Origin of the sequence: Novosphingobium sp. AAP83 (assembly GCF_001295795.1) — a bacterium.
Classification (GTDB): domain Bacteria; phylum Pseudomonadota; class Alphaproteobacteria; order Sphingomonadales; family Sphingomonadaceae; genus Novosphingobium.
The window spans coordinates 1-24,657 of sequence record NZ_LJHY01000043.1 but is presented as its reverse complement, the minus strand read 5'-3'; the positions used below and the strand labels follow the sequence as shown (position 1 = coordinate 24,657).

Below are 24,657 nucleotides of genomic sequence, written 5' to 3'. Positions count from 1 at the left end.
GACCAGGAAACGCTTGACCAGATCGCTGCAGAGCTTGCCCGAGACCGGAAGGTCACTGATGTCAAGCAGCACTGCGGATAGTTCTTTGCACCTTGACCAACGTCCATTAGGTCAATAAATAGGTTTTTAGGTTGAATGTGGAATCGCATCGACTTTGGGGGAAGGATGAGATGTTGCATGGTAGGTGAGCGGTCTCCTGCGCTGGTTGGCGACAAGGTCGGGCGGCGCGCTTGGGCGATGCTTGCTGTCCTTTCCTTGGTGAACTTGTTCGCTGCGGTTGATCGCTACAATTTTTCTCTAGTGATGGAGCCGATGCGCGAAGAGCTCGGTGCCAGCGATGCTCAGATGGGCCTGCTTGGCGGAGCTGCCTTCGTGCTTTGTTATGCAACGTTCAGTTTGCCGATGGCGCGACTGGCTGACCACGGTAATCGGCGCGTCTTGCTGGCTGGGGCGGTCGGCGTGTGGTCATTGTTCGCAATGCTCAACGGGTTCGCCACGAATATATGGCACGCCGCAGTATCCCGGATCGGCCTTGGCCTGGCCGAGGCAGCTGGCCCGCCCACCTCCCTGTCCCTCATTTCGGAAAGCTTCGGCAATGCCAAGCGCCACGTTGCGGTAAGCATATTTCAGGGTGGTGCCGCAGTCGGCGCGTTGGTCGGCGTGCCGATAGCTGGCCTCATTGCCCATTCCCACGGGTGGCGCGCTCCGTTTATCGTTTTCGGAATTCTCGGCCTGGTGGTCGCGGTGGTGGTGTGGCTGGTGGTGCGGGAGAATCCTGCGCGAGCCAGGCCGCAAGAGCGATCATCAGGCAAATCGACCTTTATGAGCGACGGGCGGTTGTTGTTGAAGGATCGGCGGTTCTTCTGGCTCTTTGTGTCGCAGCTGTCGGTAGGCATTCCGGTTGGCGTGATGCCCGTGTGGTTGACCGCGTTCATGATGCGCAAGTTCGGAATAGACCTGTGGCTCGGGGCACTGATGAACGCGCTCTTCTTCGGGGCAATCATGTTGGTCGGATACGTCGGAAGCGGTTATCTGCTGGCCTATGTGATCGGCCGAACCGGCAACCAGTCGCTCGGTGCGCGGCTTCCGGGTTTGGTTGCGATTGCTTCGGTGCCATTCGCGATCGGCATGTTGCTGGCGCCAACATTCAATCTGTTTGTGGGCATGGCGGCGGTGTTTTTTCTGCTGCTGTTTTCCAGCCGAACTGCAGCCAGCACCCTTGCGCTCGATTTCGCGCCTGACCGCCTTCGGGGCTTGGCAACAGCTTTGATTTTGGCGGCGGTGAGCATCGTTGGTGGCGGGCTAGCGCCTTGGGCAGTTGGAGCCCTTAGCGATCGCCTCGGTGGACTGCATAGCAATGCGGGGGCGCTGGAGTGGGCCCTTATGGCAGCCATCCCACTCCCAGTCCTGATATCCGGAATTTTTCTGATTTTCACCTCATCGGCAATGGTTATTTCAACTGAAAAACAGTATCTTGGGAGGGCAGAATGTCTAAATTGATTAAGTTATCACCACTGCTTCTTATTGGCATTTCGCAAATGGCGATGGCGCAGTCCGAAACCGCTACCGTGTCGGAAGATGAGGAGCAGGGAATTAAGGAGATTGTCGTTACTGCGGAATTCAAGGAAACGACGGTCCAGCGTTCCTCACTATCGCTGCAGGTACTTTCTCGGGACGAGATCGCTACTGTTCGTCGCCCCAATGACCTTAATGCGTTGGTTCCGGGAGTGCAGATCGGCTCGTCGGGACCTAATCCCCAGGTATTCATTCGCGGTGTCGGAGACGCAGCGAGAAATTCACGTGCGCAGTCCGGCGTCGTTTTCAATATCGATGGCGTAGCCTTGGTGCGCCCTTCGGCTGCAACGGCCAACTTTTTCGATCTGGAGCGAATTGAAGTTCTCAAAGGCCCGCAAGGCACGCTCTATGGCCGCAATGCCAGCGGTGGCGTTCTCAACCTGATTACCGCACGTCCCAAGCTCGACGAAACAAGTGGCTTTGCGAGTTTTGAAGCCGGCAATTTTAATCTTGTCGCAGGCGAGGCTGCTATCAACCTCCCTCTGGGCGAGAAGGTTGCGCTACGCGTATCGAGCAAGATCGTTGATCGCGATGGCTACCTTTCTGACGGTGCACAGGATCAGCGGACACGCGCCGGCCGGTTGCGCCTTTTTTGGAAGCCAAGCGACAGCTTCGACGTGATGATCAATGCCGACGCATCGCACGTTGGCGGCAAGGGGTCGGGCGTGACAACCCGCCCTGTGTTCCAGAACAATCCCTGGTATTCGAACACCGATACGCGGCTGCTTCCGTTCCCGTTTCAGTTTGGCCCTGGAACTGCACCATTCACGGCCCCGACTGACCGCAGCATTGATGCAGACCTGTGGGGCGTCAGCGCGGAAATCAACGCCGACCTGGGATTTGGCAGACTGACCTTCGTGCCAGCTTATCGCACGCAAAAGCAGGAGGTCGTGTCCTTCAATTCCAATTTCCGATTTAGTGAAACGGTCGATGACCGCACGATCTCTGCCGAGTTGAGGCTGGCTGGCGAGATCGGCGACCTGGAATGGATTTTGGGCGGATTCTACTTCGACTTCAAAAACAATGCCGCGATCTATCCAGGACAGGGTAGTTTCAATTCGTCGCAACAATTTGTGGATAGAACTATTTCCAAGGCAGTTTTTGGCAATGCAATTTACAGCGTATCCGAAACGCTACGTCTGATTGGCGGATTGCGGTACACCAATGAGGCTACCGACGGGACATTCGTCAACGGAAGAGGGGCTCCACCAGTTATTCCGTTTGTGCCAACCAGCGGGGTGAACCAGTTCGCTCCGCTGGAAGTGAACAAGGTCAACTGGAAGTTCGGACTGGAATTGGACGTCGCGCCGCAGTCTATGCTGTATGCGACCGGAACCTCCGGATTTAAGGGTGGCGGTACCAATTCCACTCCCTGTGGAGGTCCATCGTTTGGTCCAGAGGACGTCCGATCTTTCCTATTCGGATCGCGTAACCGGTTCTTCGGCAACGCACTCCAGGTCAACGGTGAGGCGTTCCTGACCAAGACACAGGGGCAGCAGGTCAGTGCGCTCACCCAGGTCTGCGCTGCCAACGGAGCGCCCGGTCCCCAAGGGTTCATGACCTTCAATGTTGGTCGTGCCACGGTTTATGGCGGCAACATAGACCTTCTTTGGAAGCCGACCGCTAATGGCAGCCTGCATTTCTTCGCGGAGTATTTGAAATCAAGGGCCGATAGTTTCAGTTTCTCTCAAATCGGTGCAGGTGCTTACACGCCAGCACAGCTGTCGTTGTGTTCTGCCACGGCGGGCACAGCACCATTCTTCAACATCAATTGCGACGGCTTGCCGCTCCCGCGGGTCCCAACCTGGACGATTCAGGCCGATTACTCGCATAAATTCGTACTCGCGAACGAAGGTGAGATCGTGCCAAAGGTTTTTGTGCAAAGAGTCACCAGCCGCTTCCTCGACATCGCCTATGGACCAAACGGAACGGCGCCAGCTTATACCAACGTGAATTTTGAAGTTACCTATACCCCTCCGGGCAATGGCTGGATACTCTCGGCATTTGCCACGAACATCACGAACGCGGCGATCTACACAAGCGGGGTCAGCGTCCCGGCAAATGCTCCTAACGGCGTACGGTACTACACTGCGCATATCGAGCCACCGCGGATGTTTGGTGCTCGCCTTCAGGTAAACTTCTAAGGCTGGGCATTGTGCCATTAGCCCGGGAGCGGACGCCCAAGGATCCCGCTCCCGGGTTCATTTTTGAAATTGAAAAAGTGACCGATAGGAACCGCCGCATGCCGCCAGACCTTTACGTCGTGATCGCCGAAAACTCTGCGCAAGCTCCGCAATTCCTCCAGAGCTTGGGCAAGGCACATTCCGAACATCTGGCTGCCGGGGCTGAAGGCGTTGCGATCGTTCAGGGCGGCCCGTACCTTGATGCGGAAGGTGCGATCGGGGGCGGGCTGTTAATCTTTAAGTCCGACAGTGAAGCCAAGGTGCGCCAATTCATGGAGCAGGATCCTTATTTCCTGGCCGGTGCAGTAGTATCTCTGACGATATACCCTTGGCGCTGTCTGAGGGGGCATCCATTGGGGCACGAAGATATGACCTTGGCTAGTCGCCCCCAATAGCCTGCGCGCCGCTTTGTGGTTGCGTGCTTGCCATGCCCAACTCTTTATTGAGGAGCCGTGGCCTGTATCGCCTTCGCGCGATGTTGCTACACTGGTCCTGGGGCCGCCGAGGCTAGCCGTGATGGCAATTGAAATTCGCACTCCCAGGAAAAGCCATGACCACGCAAACTCGCAATGGAGATCTGGCTAGCTCGATCAAGCAGGTGTTGCGCTTCCTGCCTGCACCGGTCGGTATTGTCAGCAGCTTCGCCGCCGATACTGGCCAGCCAATCGGCCTTGCCATGTCGGCGATCATGCCGATTTCACTCGAACCCTGCTCGATGGCAATTTCGGTCAACCGTTCAGGCTCGGCGCATGCCGGGATGCTGGCCAGCGGCAAGTTTTGTATCAATTTGCTTGCCAGTGAACTGCGCGACCACATGGCCTCATTCGCCAGCGCCGATCTGCGCGACCAGCGTTTTACCCAGCCTGACTGGCAGCAGCATGGGCAAGTGTGGTACATCGCTGGTGCCCCGGCCAGTATCTTTTGCGAAGTGCGCGAAACACTGTCGTTCGGCACCCACGATTTGCTGATCGGGGTGGTTTATGACCTGATCGCCACAGGGCGCGAAGATATCTTGGGCTGGGCCAACGGCGCGCTGGGGCAGTTGGTACCTTTGCATTAAAGCCTTTTTCGAGCGCAATGAATCGCGGGGGATTCGCAGCACAACGATTTTCTGATTCATAATCCATGTTGGCGACGGGGGCTGGCATGGTCAGCGGGCTGTGGCAACTCATCGGCAAACTCCTCGATGTCTTCCAGCCCACCGAATGCGCCAACTACTTCAGCTCCTGCGGATAGGACCCAGAATGATCGTATCCATCCGGCGTGGCTTTCAATTACCCACAAGTGGCTGGGCGGCGAGTTCGACGCCAAGTCGGATGTCCATGAGCCGGGTCCAACCTCGCCACATGATCATGTTGCCGGGCGGAGGGGCGTGTCGTCGACCGAGATAACCGCCCAGGCCCGCGATCTCGGTCAGGTACGATGAAATCGGCGGCGCGTTTGCAGTCATTCTCCCGGAGCGGGCGGCAATTCGATCGATGATCACGATCTCGGTGGCGGTCAGTGCGGACCCGGGATCATCATTTGTGTGCGCTCTGTTCAGCATAGTAAGCCAGAAGATCCGCCAGCCCAGACTGCAGAATATGGCGATCAAGTTGACCAGTCTCTCGGCCGCGCGCAGCTTCAGTTTCTCGGCATTGAAGCCGGACTGGGTAAGCGCAAAAGCACCTCCATATTTTTACCGGCGATTAGGCGGCTATGAGTTGGTCCTCAAATGAGGGGTACCGTAATGGCGAGTGACGAAGGTCCATTCGAAACAAGTTTCGCAACTTCGGAGCATCAGCGACCATCAAGAATGGACGTCATTCCGGCGGGTCGTGTGCGGCGTAGATGGACCGACGAGGCGAAGGCGCGCGTAATCACCGCAAGTTTTGAGCCGGGTGCCAACATAGCGCAGATTGCCCGCACCCATGATCTCCTGCCCCAACTGCTATACGCTTGGCGGCACGATCACATTCGGGGCCGTAAGTTGGCGGGTGAGCCCTTGGGTTTTGCTGTGGTAATCGTGGATGAACCGGCATCGGCGGTGCCGATGGCTTGGGATGCGCTTGAGATCGGGATCCGCACCGGCGGTTTGGCAATTAATGTTTCGCCGGAGGTCAGCGCTGATCATATCAGGCGCGTTCTTGCTGCAGTGAGGCAAGCGGGATGATTATTCCGCCCGGACCGCTCAAGGTAATGGTGGCGACAAAAACCATGCGCGAGAATCACGTTCTCAACTTATTTCGTCGCGCTACAAAACTCTTTCATAATCCAAGAAAACAGAGCTTTTGGACCACTTTGAAGGGTGGCAGATCAATGGCTCCCTGCCCTTAACCTCTGCATTCTTCCATGCCATCCGTAAAAATTGCCGGGGGTCAGTTCAATCTATCAATTGACATCAATCAAAGTATGAATTAATCCAAGAGCTCAGCGCGGTTGGGAGAGTGTGCCATGCTGGCCACTTTCGGCCTCTCAATCGAGAAAGGTAGACCATGGCGGAGGAAGTGGGAGCAAGGTCCAAGCCGTTCGAAGGCCAGACCGAAATCATTGACGTGCTGTCAATGGAATGGCGGGAATTCGACGAAGGCGTTGAGGCGAAGATCCTTTACCAGGATGAAGAAACCGGCGCATCTACCGTGCTGTTCCGTTTCGCCCCGGGCGCTCAGGCTCCGTTGCATGAGCACACCGGACTGGAACAGACCTTTGTCATCGAGGGCGAACTCGAAGATCACGATGGCGTGGTGACCGCTGGCAATTTCGCCGTCCGCCAGGCTGGCAGCGTGCACGCCGCCTTCACCAAGAAGGGGAGCCTGCACCTCGCTTTCTTCTCAAAGCCACCACGCAAGGTGGCTGATGGTGTGCAACCTTTCTCCAAGCCCAAGGATAATACTAAGTGAGCGATACTGCACCAAGCATTACGGGCATCGAGGATATCCTTTTCGGTGTTGAGGACATGGATAACGCTTGCCGCTTTCTTGAGCTTTATGGCCTGAAGGAAATCGCGCGTGATGCAGCACAGAGCATCTGGGAGAGCCTTGACGGCTCTACGATTACGCTACGTCTAAAGGACGACGCCACACTTCCTGCGCCTATGATTGATGAACCAACTGGTCGTCGCTATACTTGGGGCGTCAAGGATCAGACTTCGCTTGATCTCATATCGAGCGAGTTATCACGCGACCGAGACGTGCACGTGAGCGAAGATGGTCTGCTTTCGTCCGTCGATGATGACGGTCATGTAATTGCATTTCGCATTACCCGGCGTCGTGCCTATGAAGCGGCCCCGGCAGAAATAAACGTGACGGGGGTGGAGGGCGGTCGGCCAATCAACTCGCGCGTTTCATTCGATGAACCGCAGGTTGCGCGGGCCATGGGTCATCTGGTGTTCTGGAGCCGTGATCCTGAAAAGAGCGCAGCCTTCTATCAAGAGCGGCTTGGTTTCCGGGTTACAGACAGCGTCTCGGGCAATCAGGGCATTTTGCTACGCGCTGCGGCGCATTTTGACCATCACAGCATTTTCTTCCTTAACCCCGGAAAGGCTCCTTTCCAGAACAGCCTCCAGCATATCGAATTCCAGTTCCGGGACATGCAGGAAGTGATGATCGGGGGTGATCGGCTTACCAAGGCGGGCTTCAAGACTGTGTTTGGGCCTGGGCGGCATATGATGGGCTCGAACTGGTACTGGTATTTCAACACACCCTTGGGCTGCGCGTTTGAACTGGCTGCAGATATGGACCGCGCCGACGATGGTTGGGAACCGGGAGTTTGGGAAACGATGGACGAGGTGAAGGGCTGGTCGATGGCCTATGGAGCATTCGGGCCAACAGCCAGTATTGAAGCAGAACGGCGCGCCTGACTTCGGGCGACGCAAATCGGGTGGCTTCTTAGTAGGTGATATGGTCGCAAACGTTGCGCATACTCATCGGCAAGGCCGGGCCTTTTGAGTGCGTGTGGTCCAGTTAAAGAGACAACATCATGGCAGATATTCGCAAGGCGTTGGTGATCGGCGGAGGAGTCGGCGGGAATTCGACAGCCCTCCTGCTTGCGCGATCTGGCGTTCACGTCGACCTTTTCGAAGCTGACCCTGCTTGGCGGGTTTATGGCGCCGGCCTGACGATGACAGGTGCCACTCTGCGGGCCTTTCGGCAGCTTGGTATGCTCGACAAGATCCGCGAACACGGCGCCTTGACCGAAGGACTGAAGCTGTTCGATCAGACGGGCAAGTTGATTAGCGCGATGCCGGGCCACCTGGACGATCCGGACATTCCCCATAGTGGTGGCATCTTGCGGCCTGTATTGCACCGCCTACTATGCGAAGAGGTTCGGGCTTGCGGGGTGAATGTCCAACTGGGCGTTGTCGCCACGAGCATCGAGAACGATGGCGAACGTGTCCTCGTGCAGTCAAGTGACGGTCGGGAAGAAGCATACGATCTGGTCGTGGGCGCAGATGGCTGCTTCTCTGCCACTCGCAAGATGCTGTTTCCAGACTCGTCCGAGCCCAAGTATACCGGACAGGCATGCTGGCGCCTCCTTGCGCCGCGCCCTGCCGACATGGTCGATGCCGAATTCTATCTGGGAAAGATCAAAGTCGGATTCGTGCCGTGCTCACCCACGGAAATGTACATGTTTGCGCTGGAAAATGAGCCGCAGAAGCAGCGCAAACGGGACGAGGATCTGATTGAGAACATGCGATCTGTAATTGCCGGCTTCAGCGGGCGCGTGGACAAGGTCCGCGAGGAGTTGGGAGATCATTCCAGCATTCTTTACCGCCCGCTTGAAGTGTTGATGATGCCGCTTCCGTGGCATCAAGGCAGGTGTGTTCTGATCGGCGATGCCGTGCATTCTACAACACCGCATCTTGCATCGGGCGCAGGCATTGCCGTTGAAGATGCCATTGTGTTGTGTGATGAACTTGCCAGGGCAAGTTCGATTGAGGCCGGGCTCACGGCTTTTGGCCAACGTCGGTTTGAACGATGCCGGTTGGTGGTCGAGAACTCGGTTCGGCTCGGGGCCATGGAAATCGCAGGGGCTGACCCTCGAGAGTTCGGGGCGTTGATGGATGCCAGCGCGCGCCTTCTCGTCGCATCGATCTGATTCAACTGGAGGAAAACGATGACACAGCCTTTCCGCCGCATCGTGACCGGGCATGACTCCGGTGGGGCTGCGATAATTGTATCCGACGGGAAACCTGAGCGTGTGGAATCACTCGGACCACATGGGCCGACCTTCTACGAAGTGTGGAACACCCGTGAAACGCCCGCAGCAATTGATCGAATGGGCTGCGAACCGAAGGAAGCTGGCCTTATTCTTGCGCCACCTACGAACGGAACACGTATCAGGGTTTTGGACATTGAGCCGGATGCCGAAGACATCTTTGGCATGAGTGACGAAGAAGCAAAGGCCCACTTCGAAAAAATCGGTGCTGGCGATGCCTCCGCACGTGGACGCGGCGATGCCCCTCATCCGTTCATGCATCGCACCGAGACCATTGATTACGGCATTGTGCTGGACGGAGAGATTACTCTGATCGTCGACAAGGGCGAAACAGTAGTTCGTACAGGAGACATTGTCGTACAAAAGGGGACGAACCATGCTTGGGCCAACCGTTCCGGGCGCGTTTGCCGAATGGCCTTCATTCTAATTGACGGCAAGTTCACCGATGGAATTTCAATTTGATCTGTATCGATATAATTATTTGATAAAACGCGAAAATTAAACTTCAATAAAAAATTTATGCAACTTGAGATTGATCATCCCTTTTTAAAAAGAAAAAATCAGTTTAATAAGAGGCAGAAAAATTTAATAATCTAATTATAGATAAAATTTGGGTATGCTGGATTAATAAATTTTAAAATGAGATTTATTATTTTATACGGAGATATACTCATTAATGAGAAGGGAAATTGGACAAGCAGTTTTCAGAAATGAAGTGTAACTAGAAAAATTTTGGGTTTTGTATAGATACGGCAAGCGTTCCTTTTTTTGAAGGCAGATTAAATACGTATAATACCGATCAATATAGCCAAATCGCTATAATAAGTAGGTCAAGCATCATTGCCAACCGTATCGTCTGGGAGACTGCCGACAGGTTACACAAACGCGGATTGAGCGCCGCACGTCAAATGGAAGCTGGCAAAACGCGCTCTGGTTTTCGTTCTGCCTAGAAATCAAAAAGGAGAAAATATGAGGAACCACCTGAAATTAAGCCGAGTTTCGACCTTGGCGCTTGCTGCGGTAAGTGTATGCCTGCCGGCAACAGCCTTTGCACAGCAAAGCAACAGTCCGGCAGCGTCAATGGACGATACTGCCCCCGAAATCATCGTGATGGCGCGCAAGCGTCAGGAAAACCTTGTCGACGTGCCATTGGCTGTGTCGATTGTGGGCTCCGACCAGCTGGAGCGCGACCAGATCTACAACCTGACAGACCTCGCCCGTACCACGCCAGCCTTGGAAATCAGTCAAAGCTTTGGCGGCGAATCGAATGGTGGTGGGCGCATCCGCGGCATCGGTACCGGCGTTTTCAACCCCAGCGTGTCCTCATCGGTGGCCCTCGTTGTCGATCAGGCACCTATCGGGAACCTTGCCTTCCCGCAACTCTATGATTTGTCTGCCGTTGAAGTGCTGCGCGGACCACAAGGAACCCTGTTTGGTCAGGGCGCGTCTGCTGGTGTGATCAACGTTCGCACAACGGCGCCTTCCACTAAGGCTTTTGCCGCCAGTGGCAGCGTACAATTTGCAGATAAAGGTACGGCTGGATCAGAGTTCGGCGAGCAGATCTATGACGCTGCCATCAACGTGCCGTTCAGCGACAGGATCGCCCTCCGGATTGCCTCGCAGTATCGCGTTGAAAGCGGACTGCAACGTCGGATGAATGCAACCCCCACCGACCCTGCTGGCAAGGATAACGAACTCAGCGACCTTGGCATTCGCGCCAGACTGCTGATCGAACCGTCAAGCACTGCGCGCATCAATATTACCGCTGAATATGGCAGGCGTGACGAAGACGGACAGACCTTCGCTGTCACTAGCGCCGCGCCAAATACATCGCCAGCAGGAAATGCACTTCGCAACAATTTGGCAGGACCGACGTGTGGAATGACCGAATTCAGCGCACGTGCCGACCAATACTGCGAGGCTTTGTCATCCGTGGTGGAAACCGAAGTATATGCTTTAACCGGTCGCTTTGAACTCGATGTCAGCGACTCGCTGACACTGACTTCGGTAAGCAACTTCCGTGAACGCAATTTCCTCAACACCCGACGTGATTTCTCCCGAAATACGTGGGGCTTTTCAGCACGGAATGAACGCAATGATGAGCGCGCCAATGGGTTCAGCCAGGAATTGCGGGCGAACTATTCCAGCAATGGGATAGAACTCGTGTTTGGCGGCTTTTACACCGATTTTGCGTTTGAGAGAGTTCCAAACGGACCACGACCGTTTACCTTTGGTCCAGCAGCCAGCGACAACCGCATCGGCTTCAGTATATGCAACGCGGGCGGCACCGCCTGCGTACCTGGACGGCAACCACTCTTCACTAGAGAAGTCACAAGAAACCGGACACTTTCGGGTTTCTTTGATGCCTCGATCCAACTCAACGACAAGATCGAAGCCTTCGGTGGCCTGCGCTACGATGATTTCAATAACACAACGTCGTTGGGCACAAACGGCCTGGCAACAAACCAATCGATTGAGTTGAATGACGATGCCTTGTCAGGCCGTATCGGACTGAGCTTTAAGCCAACCGATGATATCAACCTCTATGGGTCCTATTCACGCGGTTACAAGCCACCGGCAGTGGGTACGGATCCTTCTGGCGTGCTGTTCCAACTGGATGCAGAAAAAGCCAATTCTTTTGAATTGGGAGCAAGGGCCAGCATCGGCAGAGTACAGCTTGCTGCAAACATTTTCCACAACTCCCTATTCAACTTCCAGGGCCAAATCAATCGATTGATTAATATTTCCGGAGGTACGGAACTCATCAGTTCGCCCATCAACTATTCGAAAGTCGTCTCTAAGGGCTTCGAATTCAACGTGAGCGGAACGGTGGTTGCCGGACTGAATGTAAACCTCGGTTATCAGTTCAATGACGTGAGGTTCCCAAGCAACTTCCTTGCCGAGGATAGCACTCCGACAAACCCGCTCGACATCGGTGGCCGACAGTTCCTACTGTCGCCTAAGCACAAGGTCACTTTGTCAGCCGACTATATGCAAGCACTGAACGATAGCGTAGAAGCGTTCATCAACACCAACGTCAATTACAAAAGCGAGGTGCTTTACGCAGTACGTGCCGACCCGTCGTTTATCTTCCCGGCCCATGCGATTATCAATACCGGTTTCGGTATTCGGGAATCAAACGGTGGGTGGAATGTGTCGGTATATGTCCGCAACTTGACCAAGCAGCGTGAGCCAATGGCTTACTTTGCGCCGCTAGTGCCAGGAACTGGAGCCATTCGCAGCTGGCCAATTGCTGGCCTTACAGCGCGCGTTGTGGGGGTTCGCGCCGGCTTCGCCTTCTAAACTATAACCGGCTATTCCGATAAATGGTCGGCGGCAGTATCACTACTGCCGCCGACTTCGTTTTTTCTACTGGCCTTGTTCAGTGGGCGTATCCGTCCGGTGAATGCTGCGGGATGATGGCGACCGACGCGTAGTCTGGTTTAGGCGGGGATGGCTTCGGAGCGCGGCACCCTCTTCCAGAGCAGGAGGTGATCGAGCTTTGTGGCCGGATGGTCCGCAATGCAGGCGAGGATATCGGCGAGCAGATCAGCCAATACACTGGTTCAGAGGGAATCTACAGCTTGGCGGTTGATTTGTTGCGAGTGTTTGCTTTGCGCAGACCATCGCAGATGCGAGACTGCACCCGTGATATCCACAAATGTTATATCCATGATATCAATTGGTGATTTGCTCTGAATACGGTTTGCGATCATTTCTGGCGAAATAGCTCGCATTGACGAGACGCTGGAGAGGAACGAGTATTGTCAGGCACTGCGATAGACGATCCTGAAAAGGCGATGTTGGCGCTGAAGCGCGCCATACCGCAGACGCGGATGATCGATTACGGCATGGCCAGAAGCGATGCTGCCATTCTTGGCGGTCTTGATGGGCACTGCGCTGGTTGGGCGGAAATGGCCCGTTCGCTTTCCGATCGCAATATCGCCATGGCGGTTCATCATCTTTCCGCAAACCGGCGCGCTATGGCGTCACAGTACCACCTGTGGGCCGGAGCGGCGCTGCTGGTCGGGCAACTGGAATTCAATCACGATTCGCCAGAAAAAGTCGCGATGTACCGTGAAGCCAATGCCCTTTTTGCAAGATCCGCCGATCTGGGCATTCTCAGCCACCATCGACTGCACCTTGAGTTCCAAGGCCATCGGCTCGCTGGTTGGTGCTTTCCCCACGCAGCACCGCTGGGAGCGGTTGTCATCGTGGGCGGACTGAGTGGTTGGGGCACAGCCTACTTTGGAATGGCGCGTGCCATGCAGGCGCGTGGCCTTGCCGTAGTTCTCGCCGAAGCACCGGGACAGGGCGAGACCCGCATGGACGGCGGCCTGTTTCTTTCACGCGAAAACATTCCCCTTGTCTCAAGCTTTGTCGATGAAGCAGCCCGGCATTCGGCACGCGTGGGCATTATGGGTAACAGCTTCGGAGCCTTGATCGCCGCCCATGTTGCAACGACAGATGCCCGGATTACGGCGCTTTGCCTAAATGGCGCTGTTCCTGACATGAAAGTGCCGGATTTCCGTACCGCTCGTGAGCAGATGGAAGCGGTCTTCGGAGTGGAAGGCCCAGAACTTGCGCGCCGTGTTGGCGATCTGGGGTTCGATCCGCAGGCCAGTCCGATCGCCTGTGCCACATTGATCGTCGAAGGGGGGGCCGATCCCCTCGTGGCGGTGGGCGCGCAATTAGGCTTTCTGCGTGAGGGTGATCGCGATGCAGCAACTGTGCTGACGTGGCCGGACGGAGAGCACACCATTTATAATCATGCCACCGATCGCGATGCCCTCGTCTCAGCGTGGTTTGTTGATCATTTGACCATGGAGCAGTGACCTTGACCGAGGAGTTTGATGTTATTGTCGTGGGTTACGGCCCAACTGGTCTGGTTCTGGCAGCAGCGCTGGGAGCGCGTGGGCACAAGGTAGCGGTGGTCGAGCGCTGGCCTGAGCTCTACAAACATCCGCGTCTGGCGCATATCGACGATGAAACCGCGCGTATCATCCAGGCGGTAGCCGACGTCGATCATGCCCTACGTGATTCCGCACCGGTGCAGCACTATAGTTTTGTGAATGCAGCAGGCGAATTGCTGACCAGGGTAGGCAACGGCACGGTTACCGGTGTTTCGGGATACCCTGCCGACATTTCTATCTTTCAGCCCGACATCGAGGAAGCAATCCATGATCGTGTTGTCGCGACCGCTTCGGTCACGACGCTAACGGGGTGGGAGGCCGTGTCGCTGGATCAGGATGCCTCAGGCGTTACGCTCGGCATTCGTCCTGCAAGCCAGCCCGCAACAGAAATACGGCAATTGCGCGCCGCTTACCTTGTCGGCAGTGATGGGGTGAAGAGCTTCGTCAGAGAAGCGTTAGGAATCACGCGGACAGATCTGGGTTTTGCCGAGCGCTGGCTGAATATCGATCTGCTGATCCTGCGGCCTTTGCCCGAACGCTTTGACAGCACAATCCAATATTGCGATCCAGCCCGAGGGCATATGCATCTCCCCGTTGGGACAAGGCGATTGCGCGTTGAACTGGCCCTTTTACAAGGCGAGGATCCTGCGTCTTTCACAAAGCCGGAATTTGCTTGGAACTGGTTGCGTGAACGCCATGGTCTTGGTCCCGATGATGTGGCGATCACCCGCCAAGTGGTCTACGGTTTTGAAGCGCGTAGTGCTGACACTTGGCGAATCGGGCGAGTGTTGCTTGCAGGGGATGCCTGCCACACCATGCCGCCCTACCTTGGGCAGGGGGCGTGTTCAGGCATGCGCGACGGGATTGCGCTAGACTGGCGGTTAGATCTGGTGTTGCGCGGTCTGGCGCGGCCCGATCTGCTTGACAGTTATGAAGTTGAACGCAAGCCGCATGTCACCATCATCACGCGGATGGCGATCGGGCTGGGCCAAATCGCAAATGAACACGACCCGGAACGGGCAAGGCTTCGTGACGAAGCGATGCGCGCGCATCCGCCGGCCAAACCTGACTTGCCGTTCATAACATCAGGTCTACTTGATCCGGAACCGTCGCCGCTCAGAGGGAAGATATCCCATCAGGGCACAGTCAGCCTGAACGAGCGGCGCGGTCGGTTCGATGATGTTGTTGGGCGCGGATTTGTGCTGCTTTGCCGTACAGGAGAAACGCTCAAGCTGCTGGATGAGCAGACTAAGTCGGTCTTTACGGCAATCGGCGGACTGGTCCAATCGCTTGACGCGCTGATCGACGTGGATGGCACTTACGCTGCATTCTTTGCAGAACACGGGATCGAGTGCATGCTCTACCGGCCGGACTTTGTGGTGTTCGGCACGCGTCCGGATGGCGAGGGGGTGCGTTCGCTGGTAGGCAATCTGCTATCTGCAATATGCGCTTCAGGCGATGCTACGACAAAGGTCGATCCATGACGCAGGGGGCGGATCAACCGCCAGCGCACCATCAAGGCGCTTGGCCGCAAGGGTGCTCTTGCCGCCAGTGGCGAACTTGAGCACTTTCCGGCCAGTCTGGATCATCGTGATTGCGGGTGGAAGGGCGCCGATTTGGCTTTGATGTCGACCGCGCTGTATTCGTTGCCACACTACACCGGCTGCACGCACCAGCATTGTCATCCGAGATGTCGTGCTGAACGACACCGCTCCAATGATCCCGCTCGTTCTCGAACGGCAGGCTGGCGAAACACAGCTCTGGGTCAAGGAAGTACGCGTTGGCACCGGAAAGACCGCGCAGTGCTACATTCTCACGCTGAACGAGGCCGAGGCAAAGAAGGACAAGGCCGACCGGCCGGCCATTATCGATGGCCTTCAGGCCCAGCTCAAAAAGGGTGACAAGGCGCTGGTCGGCAACTCAGCCTATTGGCGTTATCTGAAAACCAGCGGCAAGACCTCTGAAATCGATTTGGGCACCCGCACGCACGTAACAGGCGAGGTCGGTAACGTCTTCAAGGCCGTCGGCATTGCTCTCCCGGCCAGCATCACCGAGCAGGCAGCGGCGTAAGCGCCGCCGCGCACCAGCGCGTCCCTTACGGCAATCGAAAAATGTAGTGGTAACACTCGTTCGTCCGTAAGCAGCCTATTGATATACAGTCATTTTATCGAACACACTGTTCGACATGGGCTTGACTTTCATTCCGACGCATCGCTGTCCGCGCCTTGGCCGATCTACGCTGCGTATGCCGGGGAAGCGTCTGGCTGCTGCCTGACCGGACGTAAAGTGCTCTAAACCTGCAGAATCGCGCTTTGCGATGCGCGTGATATCTGGCGGCGGAACCATTCGTGACCAGGATCGCCGTCCCATCGCTTATGCCAGATCAGTTTGGACATCACCGGGTCCAGCGGCAAGGGAACCGGGAAGTGCATCAGCATGGCGGATTCGGGCATGGTCTGAAGCAGTGCTTCGGCGACGACAGCGACGAGCGAGGTACCTACAACCATCCGGGGTACGGATGTGAAAAAGGGCGTTGTATAGACAATCTGCCGCTGCAGGCCGAGCGTCGCGAGAAGCGTATCGACCGGCGTGCCGAAATCATCGTTGATCGAAACAGCGACATGGGGAAGGGACAGGAACGAGTCGAGATCGCAATTGGCGCTGACGAGTGCATTATTGCCGGGGTCTGCAATGCATACCTCTCGCAATGGCAACATATTCTCACTGCACACGCTGGTCGAAAGGTGCTCGTAAACCCCCAGGGCAAACTCGGCTTGGCCGTTCTCCACTTTCGCCATAGCTTCGCGATTGCCTGCGCTGATTATTCGCAATTCAATGCCGGGCGCAGTCCGGTTCAATTCCCGGCAAAGCGTGGGTAGAACAAGCGTTGCAGCCATATCTGGCATGGCAAGGACAAACTTGCGCTCTGCCTTGGCAGGGTTGAACTCCAGCTTTTGGCTCAGCGTGCTTGAGATGTTTTCAAGGCTGGGTCTGAGCAGTCGGGCCAGCTCGACCGCGCGCGGGGTTGGCAGCATTCCATCAGACGTCCGCCGGAACAGGACGTCTCCAAAAAGCTCGCGCAATTGCTTCAGGGATCGGCTCATGGCCGGTTGGCTCACCCCGATTCTGCTGGCCGCGCGTGAGACACTGCCTTCGACTACAAGCGCGTCAAACGCCACCAGCAGGTTCAGATCTACGTTGAGCAGGTTGAGTCGTTGCATAAGCTGCTCACTTTAGCGTGTTGTTGGCTTGCGCACTACAGCGATAGGTTTGCGTGTGAGGCGTACCTTCTGTTCTGCCCGATGGGCTGCGTCGATGCGATGGTATTGAACAAATGACAATGTCATGTCGGGCATCCTGCACGTTCTTCTCGACCTGCCACTTCTCCCAACCCGAGGCTGGATTGCAGAAATCCGGCTCGAACAGATAATGGCTGGCCAAGGCGGCGAACCGGACATTGACTGGGCGCGCCTTGCCAGTCTCCACCCGCAGCCAACCTGTCAGCTTCTCGACAAACGGCTCCAACTTGCTCGGCCCGTCTGGAACTTTGAACACCGGCTCCACGGTGTCGGCGCGAAGATATTTGCGGATCGTATTGCGCGATAAGCCGGTGCGCCGCTTGATCTCGCGAATGGGTATGCCCTGGCGAAAGTGCCTGCGACGGATATATCTTCGTCGATGGTGGCAGCGTCAGGCCCAAAGGCCGAGTTCACCGATAACTTCAATAGCCGGTCTGGTTTTAGCCCTCGGCACTTTCCCGGCTCAGAGTTTGGCGTTACCCGCGCTCCATTTTACCGACAGTTCGATGCCTTGCCCTATCGGCAAAAGCGTGCTCGAAAGATCGGGCAGGGCCGCTATGGCCGCGCGATAGGCGCGCATTTCGGCCCGGTCGAAATTGGGAAAAATGACATTGTCGGCCGCGATGATCGCTTCTTCGGCAAGCTTGGGGTAGAATGCCTCAAAGCAGGGCCGATAAAGATCTTTCCAGATATCAAGCAACACGAAGTCGAATGGGCCAGAGGCGGCGGCAATCAGTTCCAAGGCATCGCCGCACCTGAAGTCAACCACTCCATCAAGGCCCGCCTCCTCAAGTTGCTCACGGGCGAAGGCCTGTTTGTAATCGGCCAGTTCCATGGTGACAACGGTCGCACCGACGCTGCGTGCGGCATCGGCAAGCAGCAGGGTGGAATAGCCGTAGCTGGTTCCAAGTTCGAGAATGGTCTTTGGCCGACGGGCGAGCACCAGCGTATGCAGGACTGCGCCCACGTCTTCGCCGACGGGCAGGAGAAACTCGTCGCGCAGGGCAAATCCAGCAGGGCCGAGCGATTGCATTCTTTTGCGATCAGCCGCTTCGCGTTGCTTGTAGCGGTCAAAGACAATTGCCACGCGGGCATCAGAAAAAATCATGATGTGGTCTCCTCGACGAACTCGATCAGATTTCCGGCACAATCGCGAATAAAGCAGCCTTTGCCGAAAGCCTCGCGCACCACGAAGGTCACGTCGACCTGCTTTTCTTCCATTTCGGCAAGGAACGCCTCCAGATCATCGACGCAAAATGCCACATGCTTGTTGCCGTGTGTCTGTACGTCGCGCGGCGGATGGCGGCGATCATCGGGCAGGGGACTTGCGCCTTCGACCTCGAAAATCTCGAAACGCAGTGGTCCCTTGCGCACCATGGCGGTGTGGCTTCGCGCTGCCTCGATGTAAAAACGCTTTTCGAGTTCAAAGCCCAGAACCTGACCGTACCATTCTAACGCCTCGTTCAGCGAGGGAACCGAAACGCCTCCATGGTGAAAGGTGAATTCGGCCATCAGTTGTGTGCTTCTGCTTCGATCATCGCTTGCAAAGTGCGGCGCACACGGGTTGATGCCCCATCGATCTTGAGCAGTACGGGTTCAAGGTCCCAGAAATCGTGGCTGCCAATCCGCGCTTGCTGCAATTCCAGCATCGGCTTGTCCTCTTCATTGAAGGCCTGTGCCAGCGCACCTTTCAGGAATCCGCTAAAGCGCTCATCGTCCAGTTTGAAGCGCCGGGTCGCACAATAGAAGTAATGCGTTGTCGTTGCCGTTTCGGGCACCATATTGTGCAACGTATAGCCCTCGTCCTCGGGACGCCGCGGCGCGCCGGCAGGAGAGGCGGCAAACGTCAATGTCATAAGCGCCGGGGCTTGCCAAACAACCTCAATCCACATGTCGGCCCGTTCTGCGCCGTTCAGCCCCGCACGGAAGGCCGGCGGTGCCACGCAGTCATCCGCAAGCCAATCGACACGCACCCTGTTGCCGTCTTGCCGATTTGTGGTCTTTGCTGCCGTATTGAATCCGCCCAGCGATGTGGGGTGCAAATAGTCGGCGTGGCTCAAATCGAGGATGTTGTCGGTCAGCAATTGGTAGTTCGCCATTGTCGGCATATATCCCACGATGCGCGCAGGTGCTGGCGTCTCGTCGATATAGCCAAGGTCGGGCAGCAGCGCAGGATCGACGCGTTCGGCATCGCCCAGCCACACCCAGATCGCGGTATGCCGTTCGATGACCGGAAACGAGCGAACCGTCAGCGCCGAAACAACCGGGCCATGCGGGTTGTGCACGCAGTTGCCGTCGACGCCGAATTCCAGACCATGGTATCCGCAGGCGATGCGGTCCGGGCCTGCTCGCCCTGCCGATAGTGGAGCGAAACGATGCGGGCAGCGGTCAAACAATGCGGTCACGGCCCCGTCAGCAGTCCTGAAGAACACGATCGGCACTTCGCAGATTGTACGCGCCAGCGGCTTTGATATCGTGCTTTCGTACGGTGGCAATTCATCCGACCATCCAGCCTGATACCAGGTGTTCTTCAGGTATTGCGTCATTTCATCACTCCATTTCAGCAAATGTTTGCGCGCACCAATCAGCGATATAATCGCGCATGCCGGTGCCGTTGTCAGCACCGCAATGCTCTACCTCGAAGTCAGCTTTGGTGAACAGGCGCAACGTGCGTTTCGGGCTGTTCACTGCCTGATCATAGCTCATCTGTGCATTGAAAGCCGGGATTTGCCGGTCGTTCTCGCCGTGGGTGATAAGGAATGGCACGCGAATTTTCTCAACCTGCCCATCCAGCGTGATTTGATCAGCATATTCCAGAAACGTGGCCTGACTGCCGATCCCGAATACCCACATCACATGATCCCAATAATGCGGAACCGGGTTCTCGCCCTCATTGGCGACTCGCTCGCGCTGGCGTTGGCCCCAGACGTGGTTGGCCCCCATCACCGCGCATAGCGCATAGCGCGGATCGTTGGCGGCAATGCGCGGGGCATGATAGCCGCCGAACGACAAGCCGAAGATGTCGATCTTGTCATGGATCACGTCGCTGCGCGTCAGCAGGTAGTCAAACGCCGGACTGCCCCAGCGTTCGGCATCGAATACGGCAGGCAGGTTGCGCTTGCGGATTGCCTCGCCCGTGCCGGGCTGGTCGAGCAGCAAGGTGTTCATGCCGCGCGCAAGGTTCACTGCACCGTGCCCGGCCATATCGACCTGCTCTTTCATCGAATCAAGACCGTTGACCGAGACTAGCGTGGGACGCGGAGTCCCCGAACCATCGTGCACGAAGATCGCCGAATAGTGCGATCCTTCGTAAGGAATCTCCACCTTGTCGACATGCAACCCGCTCAGTGAGCAGCCCTTGTGGTACAGTTCCAGCCCTTTGTCATAGGCGATCCACCGGGGGGCATAGTCCCGGCTCTGCAATCGCTCGGCTCCCAGATAGTAACCTGATGCGCGCAGATACTTCGCTCCGGCAGACAGGGCAAAGCCATCGGCTTCGTCGCGTGCTGCATTGCGCGAGACCTGATCTGCCACTGCAATCCAGCTGTCGAAAAGCTGCGCGGACCCGGCATCGGCCCCCGCTTTTGCAGCTTCGCGCACAGGGCGGCAAACCTCGTCAAGTTCACCGTGATTGCCGCCCGCAATCAGCGCCAGATTAATGCCAAGGTTCCAGACGTAGTTTCCCGGGAACGGTTCGAACATGAGGGTCTTTCTTCAGGCTGGGATCGGTCTGATCGGCAGTTCAACGATCACGTGCAGGGTATTGTTCAGGCGGTAGAGGATCGGTCCGGTCATGCAGACTTCGTCAACGCGGGCGAGCAGCCAATCGGCCACTGCTTCGGCCTCCATCAGTTATATCCGATCGGCAAGCATGCATGCAACCCTCTACTCAGCCGTCCATCCGCCATCAACGACCAGACTGGTTCCGGTCATCAGGGTCAAGGCCTCGCAAGCAAGGAACAGAACCGCACCCATCCTCGTGTATTGCCGAACGACGTGGCATTGAATTGGTCGACGACGGAGTGGTGCGCACGGAATTCATGCGATTTGGCGATACCGTCCTTATGGAAGCAGTCGATGCCGATGCGACCTCGTCGAAGGATAGTGATAGTTACCGGGAGAAGGTTGGCCCCGATGAAGCGAATCTCAGTGAACCTGAAGGTACCGTGATGATGTTTGCGCAGGAGTGCGAGGTGCTGCGCGGTGCTGATGATGCCGGATTCGCCCATCGGCACTTTGGCGAAATTGGCATTGCCGACGACACCGATATTGCAGCACTCGCCAATGCGTTGATCGGCATTGGAGGGGTGTTTGAAGAGGGTACCGATCCGCGCTTCCTGCTGGTTCATACTGTGCGCTTCGTGTGAGCACCGGAGCGCAATGACGCAAGATCAGAACACTTATCGGAGCCCGAATAGCAGCGCCTTGACTGTTTTGAGATGGGAGCGCATCGCATTCTCCGCAGCAACCGGGTCATGGTTTCGAATGGCTTCAACCACTTCGCCATGTTCGTTCTGGGAACTTTGTTTCGGTCGGCTGTCGCTGTTAAGAACCTCTTCGATCCGCCTGTCGTAAGTCACCTGTGTCTGCGCCCGTAAGGTATCGTATAACATAAGCAACAACGGGTTATGGGTCGCATTGGCAATTGCATGGTGAAGCCGCTCGTCAAGGCGCTTCCATTGCAGCATTGATGTGGAAAGCTGCATTTCTGCAAGGCAGGCATCCATGAGGGCGATATCGTCAGGTGTTGAATGCATGGCTGCAACCGACGCGAGTTGGGGTTCAAGCACGATTCTGGCCTGAAGCAGGTCATCCATGCTATACGGCACCGCCGCTGCCGACAGATTGGCATGGTTGCGCGGGCCAACGAATGTGCCCTTGCCTACATGCCGCCAAATGGCGCCTTCTTCTTCAAGCTTGCGCAGCAAAGTCCGCAGCCGTCCGCGTGATACGCCGATCTCCTCGCTGAGGCGCGGTTCTGGTGGCAAGCGCTGTTCACCGCGTTCCACGGTCTCATCAAGGAATGTGCGCAGGCGCATTAGATCTTGGCTCAAATTCAACTCCTGTACGGCATGATACCATAGGCTTCTCCCACAAAAAATAAGCTTAATTTAATAATTAACATGCATCAATGTCGATTTTAGACTGACCTATGATAGCGCTTCTCACTGCTGTGCTGTGCTGTGCTGTGCTGTGCCGTGCGGTTGATGCAGCGGCAAGGGCATTGCCTTCATGGCGCGCGATGTTGGCCAAGGAGCGGTCTGCGATCCTGCGCCGCCTGTTTGATTTGATGATCGCGAACATCGACGATCTTGCACTGTTGATCACATCGGAGCAGGGCAAGCCGCTGGCAGAAGGGCGCGGTGAGGTGCTCTATGCCGCAAGCTTCATCGAATGGTTTTCAGAAGAGGCCAAACGCGTCAAGGGGCAGGTGATACCAGAAAATCTGCATGGACGGCGCATACTGGTGCAAAAGGCGCCGGTGGGTGTCTTTGCCGCTATCACGCCGTGGAATTTTCCGGCTGCGATGATCACACGCAAGGCTGGCCCCGGATGGGTGGCAGGCTGTACCTGGGTGATCAAACCTGCCAGCCAGACACGGCTTACTGCGCTGGCTCTCGGCGTGCTGGCCGAGCGTGTCGGAGTGCCGCCCGGTGTGTGCAATATCGTTACAGGCAGCGCAAAGGCGATTGGCGGCGAGCTCACGGCCAATGCACACGTGCGCAAGCTGTCTTTCACAGGTTCGACGGAAATTGGTGCACTGTTGCTGCAACAATGTGCAACGACGATCAAGCGCACCAGCATGGAGCTGGGCGGGAATGCCCCGTTCATCGTGTTTGACGATGCAGATCTGGATGTGGCGGTGCGTGCCGCGATGGTGGCAAAGTATCGCAACAGTGGCCAATCGTGCATTGGTGCAAACCGTTTTCTTGTGCAGGCGGGCATCCACGACGCTTTCGTGGCCGCGCTTGCTGCGGCGACCGCCGAGCTCAAGGTCGCTGCCGGGACCGAACAGGGTGCGGCCATTGGTCCATTGATCGACCAGGCCGCTGTTGCCAAGGTCGAACAACACATTGCCGATGCCATGGCGCAAGGCGCGCATGTTTTAACCGGAGGCAAACGTCACTCGCTCGGCGGCAATTTCTTTGAACCCACGGTTTTGGCGGGCGTGCCGCGTAGTGCGATGATCTTCGATGACGAAACCCTTGGCCCTGTCGCCCCGGTGTTCCGTTTTGAAGCCGAAGACGAGGTGATCGCAATGGCCAACGATACACCATTCGGGCTTGCAGCATATCTGTGCGCTCGTGATGTTGGTCGGATATTCCGCGTCGTCGAGGAGCTTGAATTTGGCATAGTCGGCGTCAACGAAGGGCTGATCTCAACCGAAGTTGCCCCGTTTGGTGGCGTTAAGGCATCCGGACTGGGCCGTGAAGGCGCACAAATCGGCATCGAGGAATACCTCGAAACCAAATACGTAGCGCTCGGCGGCATCTGACGGATCCGGTTTTCGAACGGCGATGCCCTATGGCGCAAAGAAGCCCGCTATCACGGATACCTACGCCGGCAGGAGACGAATGAAGCAATCAAGCAACTCTTACAGAATGGGATCTCGTTCCGCCAGATTATTCGAGAAACGGGGTAAAGCCGCAAGCTCGTACGCGATTTTCTGCGCGGTAAGCGTCTGGATCTATTCCGCACGCGGCCTAGCGCCCTTGATGCCTGGCTGCCATGGTGTAAGAGCCAGATAGAAATGACATTCCTGCGCTAGATAGAGATGACACCCTAGGCGTCGTCCCGCTGACATTGGTGGCATGGCTTTCCTGCGGGTCAGGAGAGCACGCATATGACGGTGCTGGCGATGAGCTATGGCGAACTTTCGCGGTATGATACGCTGCTGCGCGTGGAGCGCGGCGAGCTTCGGGTTGAGGACGCGGCCGGATTGCTGGGATTGAAGCGGAGGCAGATATTCCGATTGCTCGATCGACTGTGATCCGAAGGCGCATCCGGCCTGGTCTCGCGCAAGCGCGGCCGGCCCAGTAACCGGCGGTACAGCGATGCCATGCGCGATCAGATTGTTGCGATTGTGCGCGAACACTACGCGGATTTCGGTCCGACGCTCGCGCGTGAGTACCTGATCGAACGTCAAGAGATCACGGTTGCGTGCGAGACGCTTCGCTAGATCATGATCGCTGCAGGTTCGTGGAAGGACCGCGATGTGCGGCGGCCGCGCCCTTATCAGCCGCGGTATCGCCGGGATTGCCGCGGTGAGTTGATTCAGGTCGATGGCTCGAAGCACTGGTGGTTTGAGGATCGCGGCCCGCAATGCACGCTGCTGGTCTACATCGACGACGCGACCAGCGAGCTCATGCATCTGAAGATGGTCGAGAGCGAGAGTGCGTTAGGATCGGTTGGTGAAGGCGATGCGACTTGAGGGCACCTCGACGCAGCGCTGGCGATGGCCAAAGCGATGCAAGAACTGCTGCTGCCGCG

25 protein-coding genes and 3 pseudogenes are annotated in these 24,657 nt (G+C 56.6%); 19 read left to right on the top strand and 9 right to left on the bottom strand.

Going from position 1 to position 24,657, the window contains the following annotated elements:
- Window positions 1-135 precede the first annotated feature (135 nt).
- From IP81_RS16390 to IP81_RS21715, 5 genes and pseudogenes are all read left to right on the top strand, one after another.
- Window positions 136-1,500 (top strand): MFS transporter, encoded by a 1,365-nt coding sequence (locus tag IP81_RS16390; RefSeq protein ID WP_082356250.1) that lies wholly within the window; start codon window positions 136-138, stop codon window positions 1,498-1,500.
- Window positions 1,488-3,719, top strand: coding sequence for a TonB-dependent receptor (locus IP81_RS16385; RefSeq protein WP_082356249.1), 2,232 nt, complete (start codon window positions 1,488-1,490; stop codon window positions 3,717-3,719). Before IP81_RS16390 ends, IP81_RS16385 begins: the two co-directional genes overlap by 13 nt.
- Before the next feature lie 11 nt (window positions 3,720-3,730).
- Window positions 3,731-4,153 (top strand): YciI family protein, encoded by a 423-nt coding sequence (locus IP81_RS16380; RefSeq protein ID WP_157573314.1) that lies wholly within the window; start codon window positions 3,731-3,733, stop codon window positions 4,151-4,153.
- 155 nt (window positions 4,154-4,308) lie between these two features.
- The gene (locus IP81_RS16375; RefSeq protein ID WP_054109087.1) at window positions 4,309-4,818 is read left to right on the top strand and encodes a flavin reductase family protein; all 510 of its coding nucleotides are present in this window, start codon (window positions 4,309-4,311) and stop codon (window positions 4,816-4,818) included.
- A 77-nt stretch (window positions 4,819-4,895) separates the two neighbouring features.
- Window positions 4,896-4,994: pseudogene (locus tag IP81_RS21715) on the top strand (IS630 family transposase); the annotation flags it as partial.
- 34 nt (window positions 4,995-5,028) lie between these two features.
- Here the strand turns inward: IP81_RS21715 and IP81_RS16370 are convergent.
- A complete protein-coding gene (locus tag IP81_RS16370; protein ID WP_157573313.1) occupies window positions 5,029-5,352 on the bottom strand; it encodes a hypothetical protein in 324 nt (107 codons plus the stop codon).
- Window positions 5,353-5,487: 135 nt separating this feature from the next.
- Here IP81_RS16370 and IP81_RS16365 point away from each other — a divergent pair, with 135 nt between their 5' ends.
- The 9 genes from IP81_RS16365 to IP81_RS21035 all read left to right on the top strand — a co-directional run bounded on the left by IP81_RS16365 (window position 5,488) and on the right by IP81_RS21035 (window position 15,937).
- Entirely contained in the window at window positions 5,488-5,910 is a 423-nt protein-coding gene (locus tag IP81_RS16365) for a transposase (RefSeq protein WP_197274676.1), read from the top strand.
- A 322-nt stretch (window positions 5,911-6,232) separates the two neighbouring features.
- A complete protein-coding gene (locus tag IP81_RS16360; RefSeq protein WP_054109084.1) occupies window positions 6,233-6,637 on the top strand; it encodes a cupin domain-containing protein in 405 nt (134 codons plus the stop codon).
- Window positions 6,634-7,596, top strand: a complete 963-nt coding sequence (locus IP81_RS16355; protein WP_054109083.1) for a VOC family protein — start codon at window positions 6,634-6,636, stop codon at window positions 7,594-7,596. Before IP81_RS16360 ends, IP81_RS16355 begins: the two co-directional genes overlap by 4 nt.
- 119 nt (window positions 7,597-7,715) lie before the next feature.
- Entirely contained in the window at window positions 7,716-8,834 is a 1,119-nt protein-coding gene (locus IP81_RS16350; RefSeq protein WP_054109082.1) for an FAD-dependent oxidoreductase, read from the top strand.
- 18 nt (window positions 8,835-8,852) lie between these two features.
- Complete coding sequence (locus IP81_RS16345) at window positions 8,853-9,416, top strand: cupin domain-containing protein (RefSeq protein ID WP_054109081.1); 564 nt, start codon at window positions 8,853-8,855, stop codon at window positions 9,414-9,416.
- Between the two features lie 507 nt (window positions 9,417-9,923).
- Window positions 9,924-12,257 (top strand): TonB-dependent receptor, encoded by a 2,334-nt coding sequence (locus IP81_RS16340; protein WP_082356247.1) that lies wholly within the window; start codon window positions 9,924-9,926, stop codon window positions 12,255-12,257.
- Between the two features lie 461 nt (window positions 12,258-12,718).
- Entirely contained in the window at window positions 12,719-13,789 is a 1,071-nt protein-coding gene (locus tag IP81_RS16335) for an alpha/beta hydrolase (protein ID WP_054109079.1), read from the top strand.
- Window positions 13,790-13,791: 2 nt separating this feature from the next.
- Window positions 13,792-15,351, top strand: coding sequence for a bifunctional 3-(3-hydroxy-phenyl)propionate/3-hydroxycinnamic acid hydroxylase (locus tag IP81_RS16330; protein ID WP_082356252.1), 1,560 nt, complete (start codon window positions 13,792-13,794; stop codon window positions 15,349-15,351).
- Between the two features lie 232 nt (window positions 15,352-15,583).
- On the top strand, window positions 15,584-15,937 hold the full coding sequence (locus IP81_RS21035) for a hypothetical protein (protein WP_231627030.1): 354 nt from the start codon (window positions 15,584-15,586) through the stop codon (window positions 15,935-15,937).
- Window positions 15,938-16,158: 221 nt separating this feature from the next.
- Here the strand turns inward: IP81_RS21035 and IP81_RS16315 are convergent, their stop codons facing one another.
- The 7 genes and pseudogenes from IP81_RS16315 to IP81_RS21545 all read right to left on the bottom strand — a co-directional run bounded on the left by IP81_RS16315 (window position 16,159) and on the right by IP81_RS21545 (window position 21,015).
- On the bottom strand, window positions 16,159-17,088 hold the full coding sequence (locus IP81_RS16315) for a LysR family transcriptional regulator (protein ID WP_054109076.1): 930 nt from the start codon (window positions 17,086-17,088) through the stop codon (window positions 16,159-16,161).
- A 127-nt stretch (window positions 17,089-17,215) separates the two neighbouring features.
- A pseudogene (locus IP81_RS19865) lies at window positions 17,216-17,533 on the bottom strand (hypothetical protein); the annotation flags it as partial.
- A 96-nt stretch (window positions 17,534-17,629) separates the two neighbouring features.
- Window positions 17,630-18,274 (bottom strand): O-methyltransferase, encoded by a 645-nt coding sequence (locus IP81_RS16305; protein ID WP_054109074.1) that lies wholly within the window; start codon window positions 18,272-18,274, stop codon window positions 17,630-17,632.
- The gene (locus IP81_RS16300; RefSeq protein WP_054109073.1) at window positions 18,271-18,678 is read right to left on the bottom strand and encodes a VOC family protein; all 408 of its coding nucleotides are present in this window, start codon (window positions 18,676-18,678) and stop codon (window positions 18,271-18,273) included. Before IP81_RS16300 ends, IP81_RS16305 begins: the two co-directional genes overlap by 4 nt.
- Window positions 18,678-19,712, bottom strand: a complete 1,035-nt coding sequence (locus IP81_RS16295; RefSeq protein WP_054109072.1) for an aromatic ring-hydroxylating dioxygenase subunit alpha — start codon at window positions 19,710-19,712, stop codon at window positions 18,678-18,680. Before IP81_RS16295 ends, IP81_RS16300 begins: the two co-directional genes overlap by 1 nt.
- A 4-nt stretch (window positions 19,713-19,716) precedes the next feature.
- Window positions 19,717-20,868, bottom strand: coding sequence for an alpha/beta hydrolase (locus IP81_RS16290; RefSeq protein ID WP_054109071.1), 1,152 nt, complete (start codon window positions 20,866-20,868; stop codon window positions 19,717-19,719).
- Window positions 20,869-20,880: 12 nt separating this feature from the next.
- The gene (locus IP81_RS21545; RefSeq protein ID WP_255352440.1) at window positions 20,881-21,015 is read right to left on the bottom strand and encodes a hypothetical protein; all 135 of its coding nucleotides are present in this window, start codon (window positions 21,013-21,015) and stop codon (window positions 20,881-20,883) included.
- A 191-nt stretch (window positions 21,016-21,206) separates the two neighbouring features.
- On the opposite strand from IP81_RS21545, the gene IP81_RS21385 reads away from it, so the two are divergent.
- A complete protein-coding gene (locus IP81_RS21385) occupies window positions 21,207-21,533 on the top strand; it encodes a hypothetical protein (protein WP_231627028.1) in 327 nt (108 codons plus the stop codon).
- Between the two features lie 33 nt (window positions 21,534-21,566).
- Here the strand turns inward: IP81_RS21385 and IP81_RS16280 are convergent, their stop codons facing one another.
- Window positions 21,567-22,205: a FadR/GntR family transcriptional regulator gene (locus IP81_RS16280; RefSeq protein WP_054109069.1), complete on the bottom strand. Its 639-nt coding sequence runs from the start codon at window positions 22,203-22,205 to the stop codon at window positions 21,567-21,569.
- A 113-nt stretch (window positions 22,206-22,318) separates the two neighbouring features.
- Between IP81_RS16280 and IP81_RS16275 the strand changes: the two genes are divergently transcribed.
- The 4 genes and pseudogenes from IP81_RS16275 (at window position 22,319) to IP81_RS21375 (ending at window position 24,598) form a co-directional block, all read left to right on the top strand.
- Window positions 22,319-23,662 (top strand): NAD-dependent succinate-semialdehyde dehydrogenase, encoded by a 1,344-nt coding sequence (locus tag IP81_RS16275; RefSeq protein ID WP_082356245.1) that lies wholly within the window; start codon window positions 22,319-22,321, stop codon window positions 23,660-23,662.
- Window positions 23,663-24,010: 348 nt separating this feature from the next.
- Window positions 24,011-24,157: a hypothetical protein gene (locus IP81_RS21380; RefSeq protein WP_231627024.1), complete on the top strand. Its 147-nt coding sequence runs from the start codon at window positions 24,011-24,013 to the stop codon at window positions 24,155-24,157.
- Between the two features lie 15 nt (window positions 24,158-24,172).
- Window positions 24,173-24,346: pseudogene (locus IP81_RS21710) on the top strand (ISNCY family transposase); the annotation flags it as partial.
- A 3-nt stretch (window positions 24,347-24,349) separates the two neighbouring features.
- Window positions 24,350-24,598, top strand: a complete 249-nt coding sequence (locus IP81_RS21375) for a hypothetical protein (protein ID WP_231627022.1) — start codon at window positions 24,350-24,352, stop codon at window positions 24,596-24,598.
- Window positions 24,599-24,657 lie beyond the last annotated feature (59 nt).

Bases quoted from the DNA above. Each gene is read 5' to 3' on its own strand.
- IP81_RS16390 (WP_082356250.1), top strand. From the start codon at position 136: ATGTGGAATCGCATCGACTTTGGGGGAAGGATGAGATGTTGCATGGTA.
- IP81_RS16385 (WP_082356249.1), top strand. From the start codon at position 1,488: ATGTCTAAATTGATTAAGTTATCACCACTGCTTCTTATTGGCATTTCG.
- IP81_RS16375 (WP_054109087.1), top strand. From the start codon at position 4,309: ATGACCACGCAAACTCGCAATGGAGATCTGGCTAGCTCGATCAAGCAG.
- IP81_RS16365 (WP_197274676.1), top strand. From the start codon at position 5,488: ATGGCGAGTGACGAAGGTCCATTCGAAACAAGTTTCGCAACTTCGGAG.
- IP81_RS16360 (WP_054109084.1), top strand. From the start codon at position 6,233: ATGGCGGAGGAAGTGGGAGCAAGGTCCAAGCCGTTCGAAGGCCAGACC.
- IP81_RS16350 (WP_054109082.1), top strand. From the start codon at position 7,716: ATGGCAGATATTCGCAAGGCGTTGGTGATCGGCGGAGGAGTCGGCGGG.
- IP81_RS16345 (WP_054109081.1), top strand. From the start codon at position 8,853: ATGACACAGCCTTTCCGCCGCATCGTGACCGGGCATGACTCCGGTGGG.
- IP81_RS16340 (WP_082356247.1), top strand. From the start codon at position 9,924: ATGAGGAACCACCTGAAATTAAGCCGAGTTTCGACCTTGGCGCTTGCT.
- IP81_RS21035 (WP_231627030.1), top strand. From the start codon at position 15,584: ATGATCCCGCTCGTTCTCGAACGGCAGGCTGGCGAAACACAGCTCTGG.
- IP81_RS16315 (WP_054109076.1), bottom strand. From the start codon at position 17,088: ATGCAACGACTCAACCTGCTCAACGTAGATCTGAACCTGCTGGTGGCG.
- IP81_RS16305 (WP_054109074.1), bottom strand. From the start codon at position 18,274: ATGATTTTTTCTGATGCCCGCGTGGCAATTGTCTTTGACCGCTACAAG.
- IP81_RS16300 (WP_054109073.1), bottom strand. From the start codon at position 18,678: ATGGCCGAATTCACCTTTCACCATGGAGGCGTTTCGGTTCCCTCGCTG.
- IP81_RS16295 (WP_054109072.1), bottom strand. From the start codon at position 19,712: ATGACGCAATACCTGAAGAACACCTGGTATCAGGCTGGATGGTCGGAT.
- IP81_RS16290 (WP_054109071.1), bottom strand. From the start codon at position 20,868: ATGTTCGAACCGTTCCCGGGAAACTACGTCTGGAACCTTGGCATTAAT.
- IP81_RS21545 (WP_255352440.1), bottom strand. From the start codon at position 21,015: ATGGAGGCCGAAGCAGTGGCCGATTGGCTGCTCGCCCGCGTTGACGAA.
- IP81_RS21385 (WP_231627028.1), top strand. From the start codon at position 21,207: ATGCGATTTGGCGATACCGTCCTTATGGAAGCAGTCGATGCCGATGCG.
- IP81_RS16280 (WP_054109069.1), bottom strand. From the start codon at position 22,205: ATGCGCCTGCGCACATTCCTTGATGAGACCGTGGAACGCGGTGAACAG.
- IP81_RS16275 (WP_082356245.1), top strand. From the start codon at position 22,319: ATGATAGCGCTTCTCACTGCTGTGCTGTGCTGTGCTGTGCTGTGCCGT.
- IP81_RS21380 (WP_231627024.1), top strand. From the start codon at position 24,011: ATGACGGTGCTGGCGATGAGCTATGGCGAACTTTCGCGGTATGATACG.
- IP81_RS21375 (WP_231627022.1), top strand. From the start codon at position 24,350: ATGATCGCTGCAGGTTCGTGGAAGGACCGCGATGTGCGGCGGCCGCGC.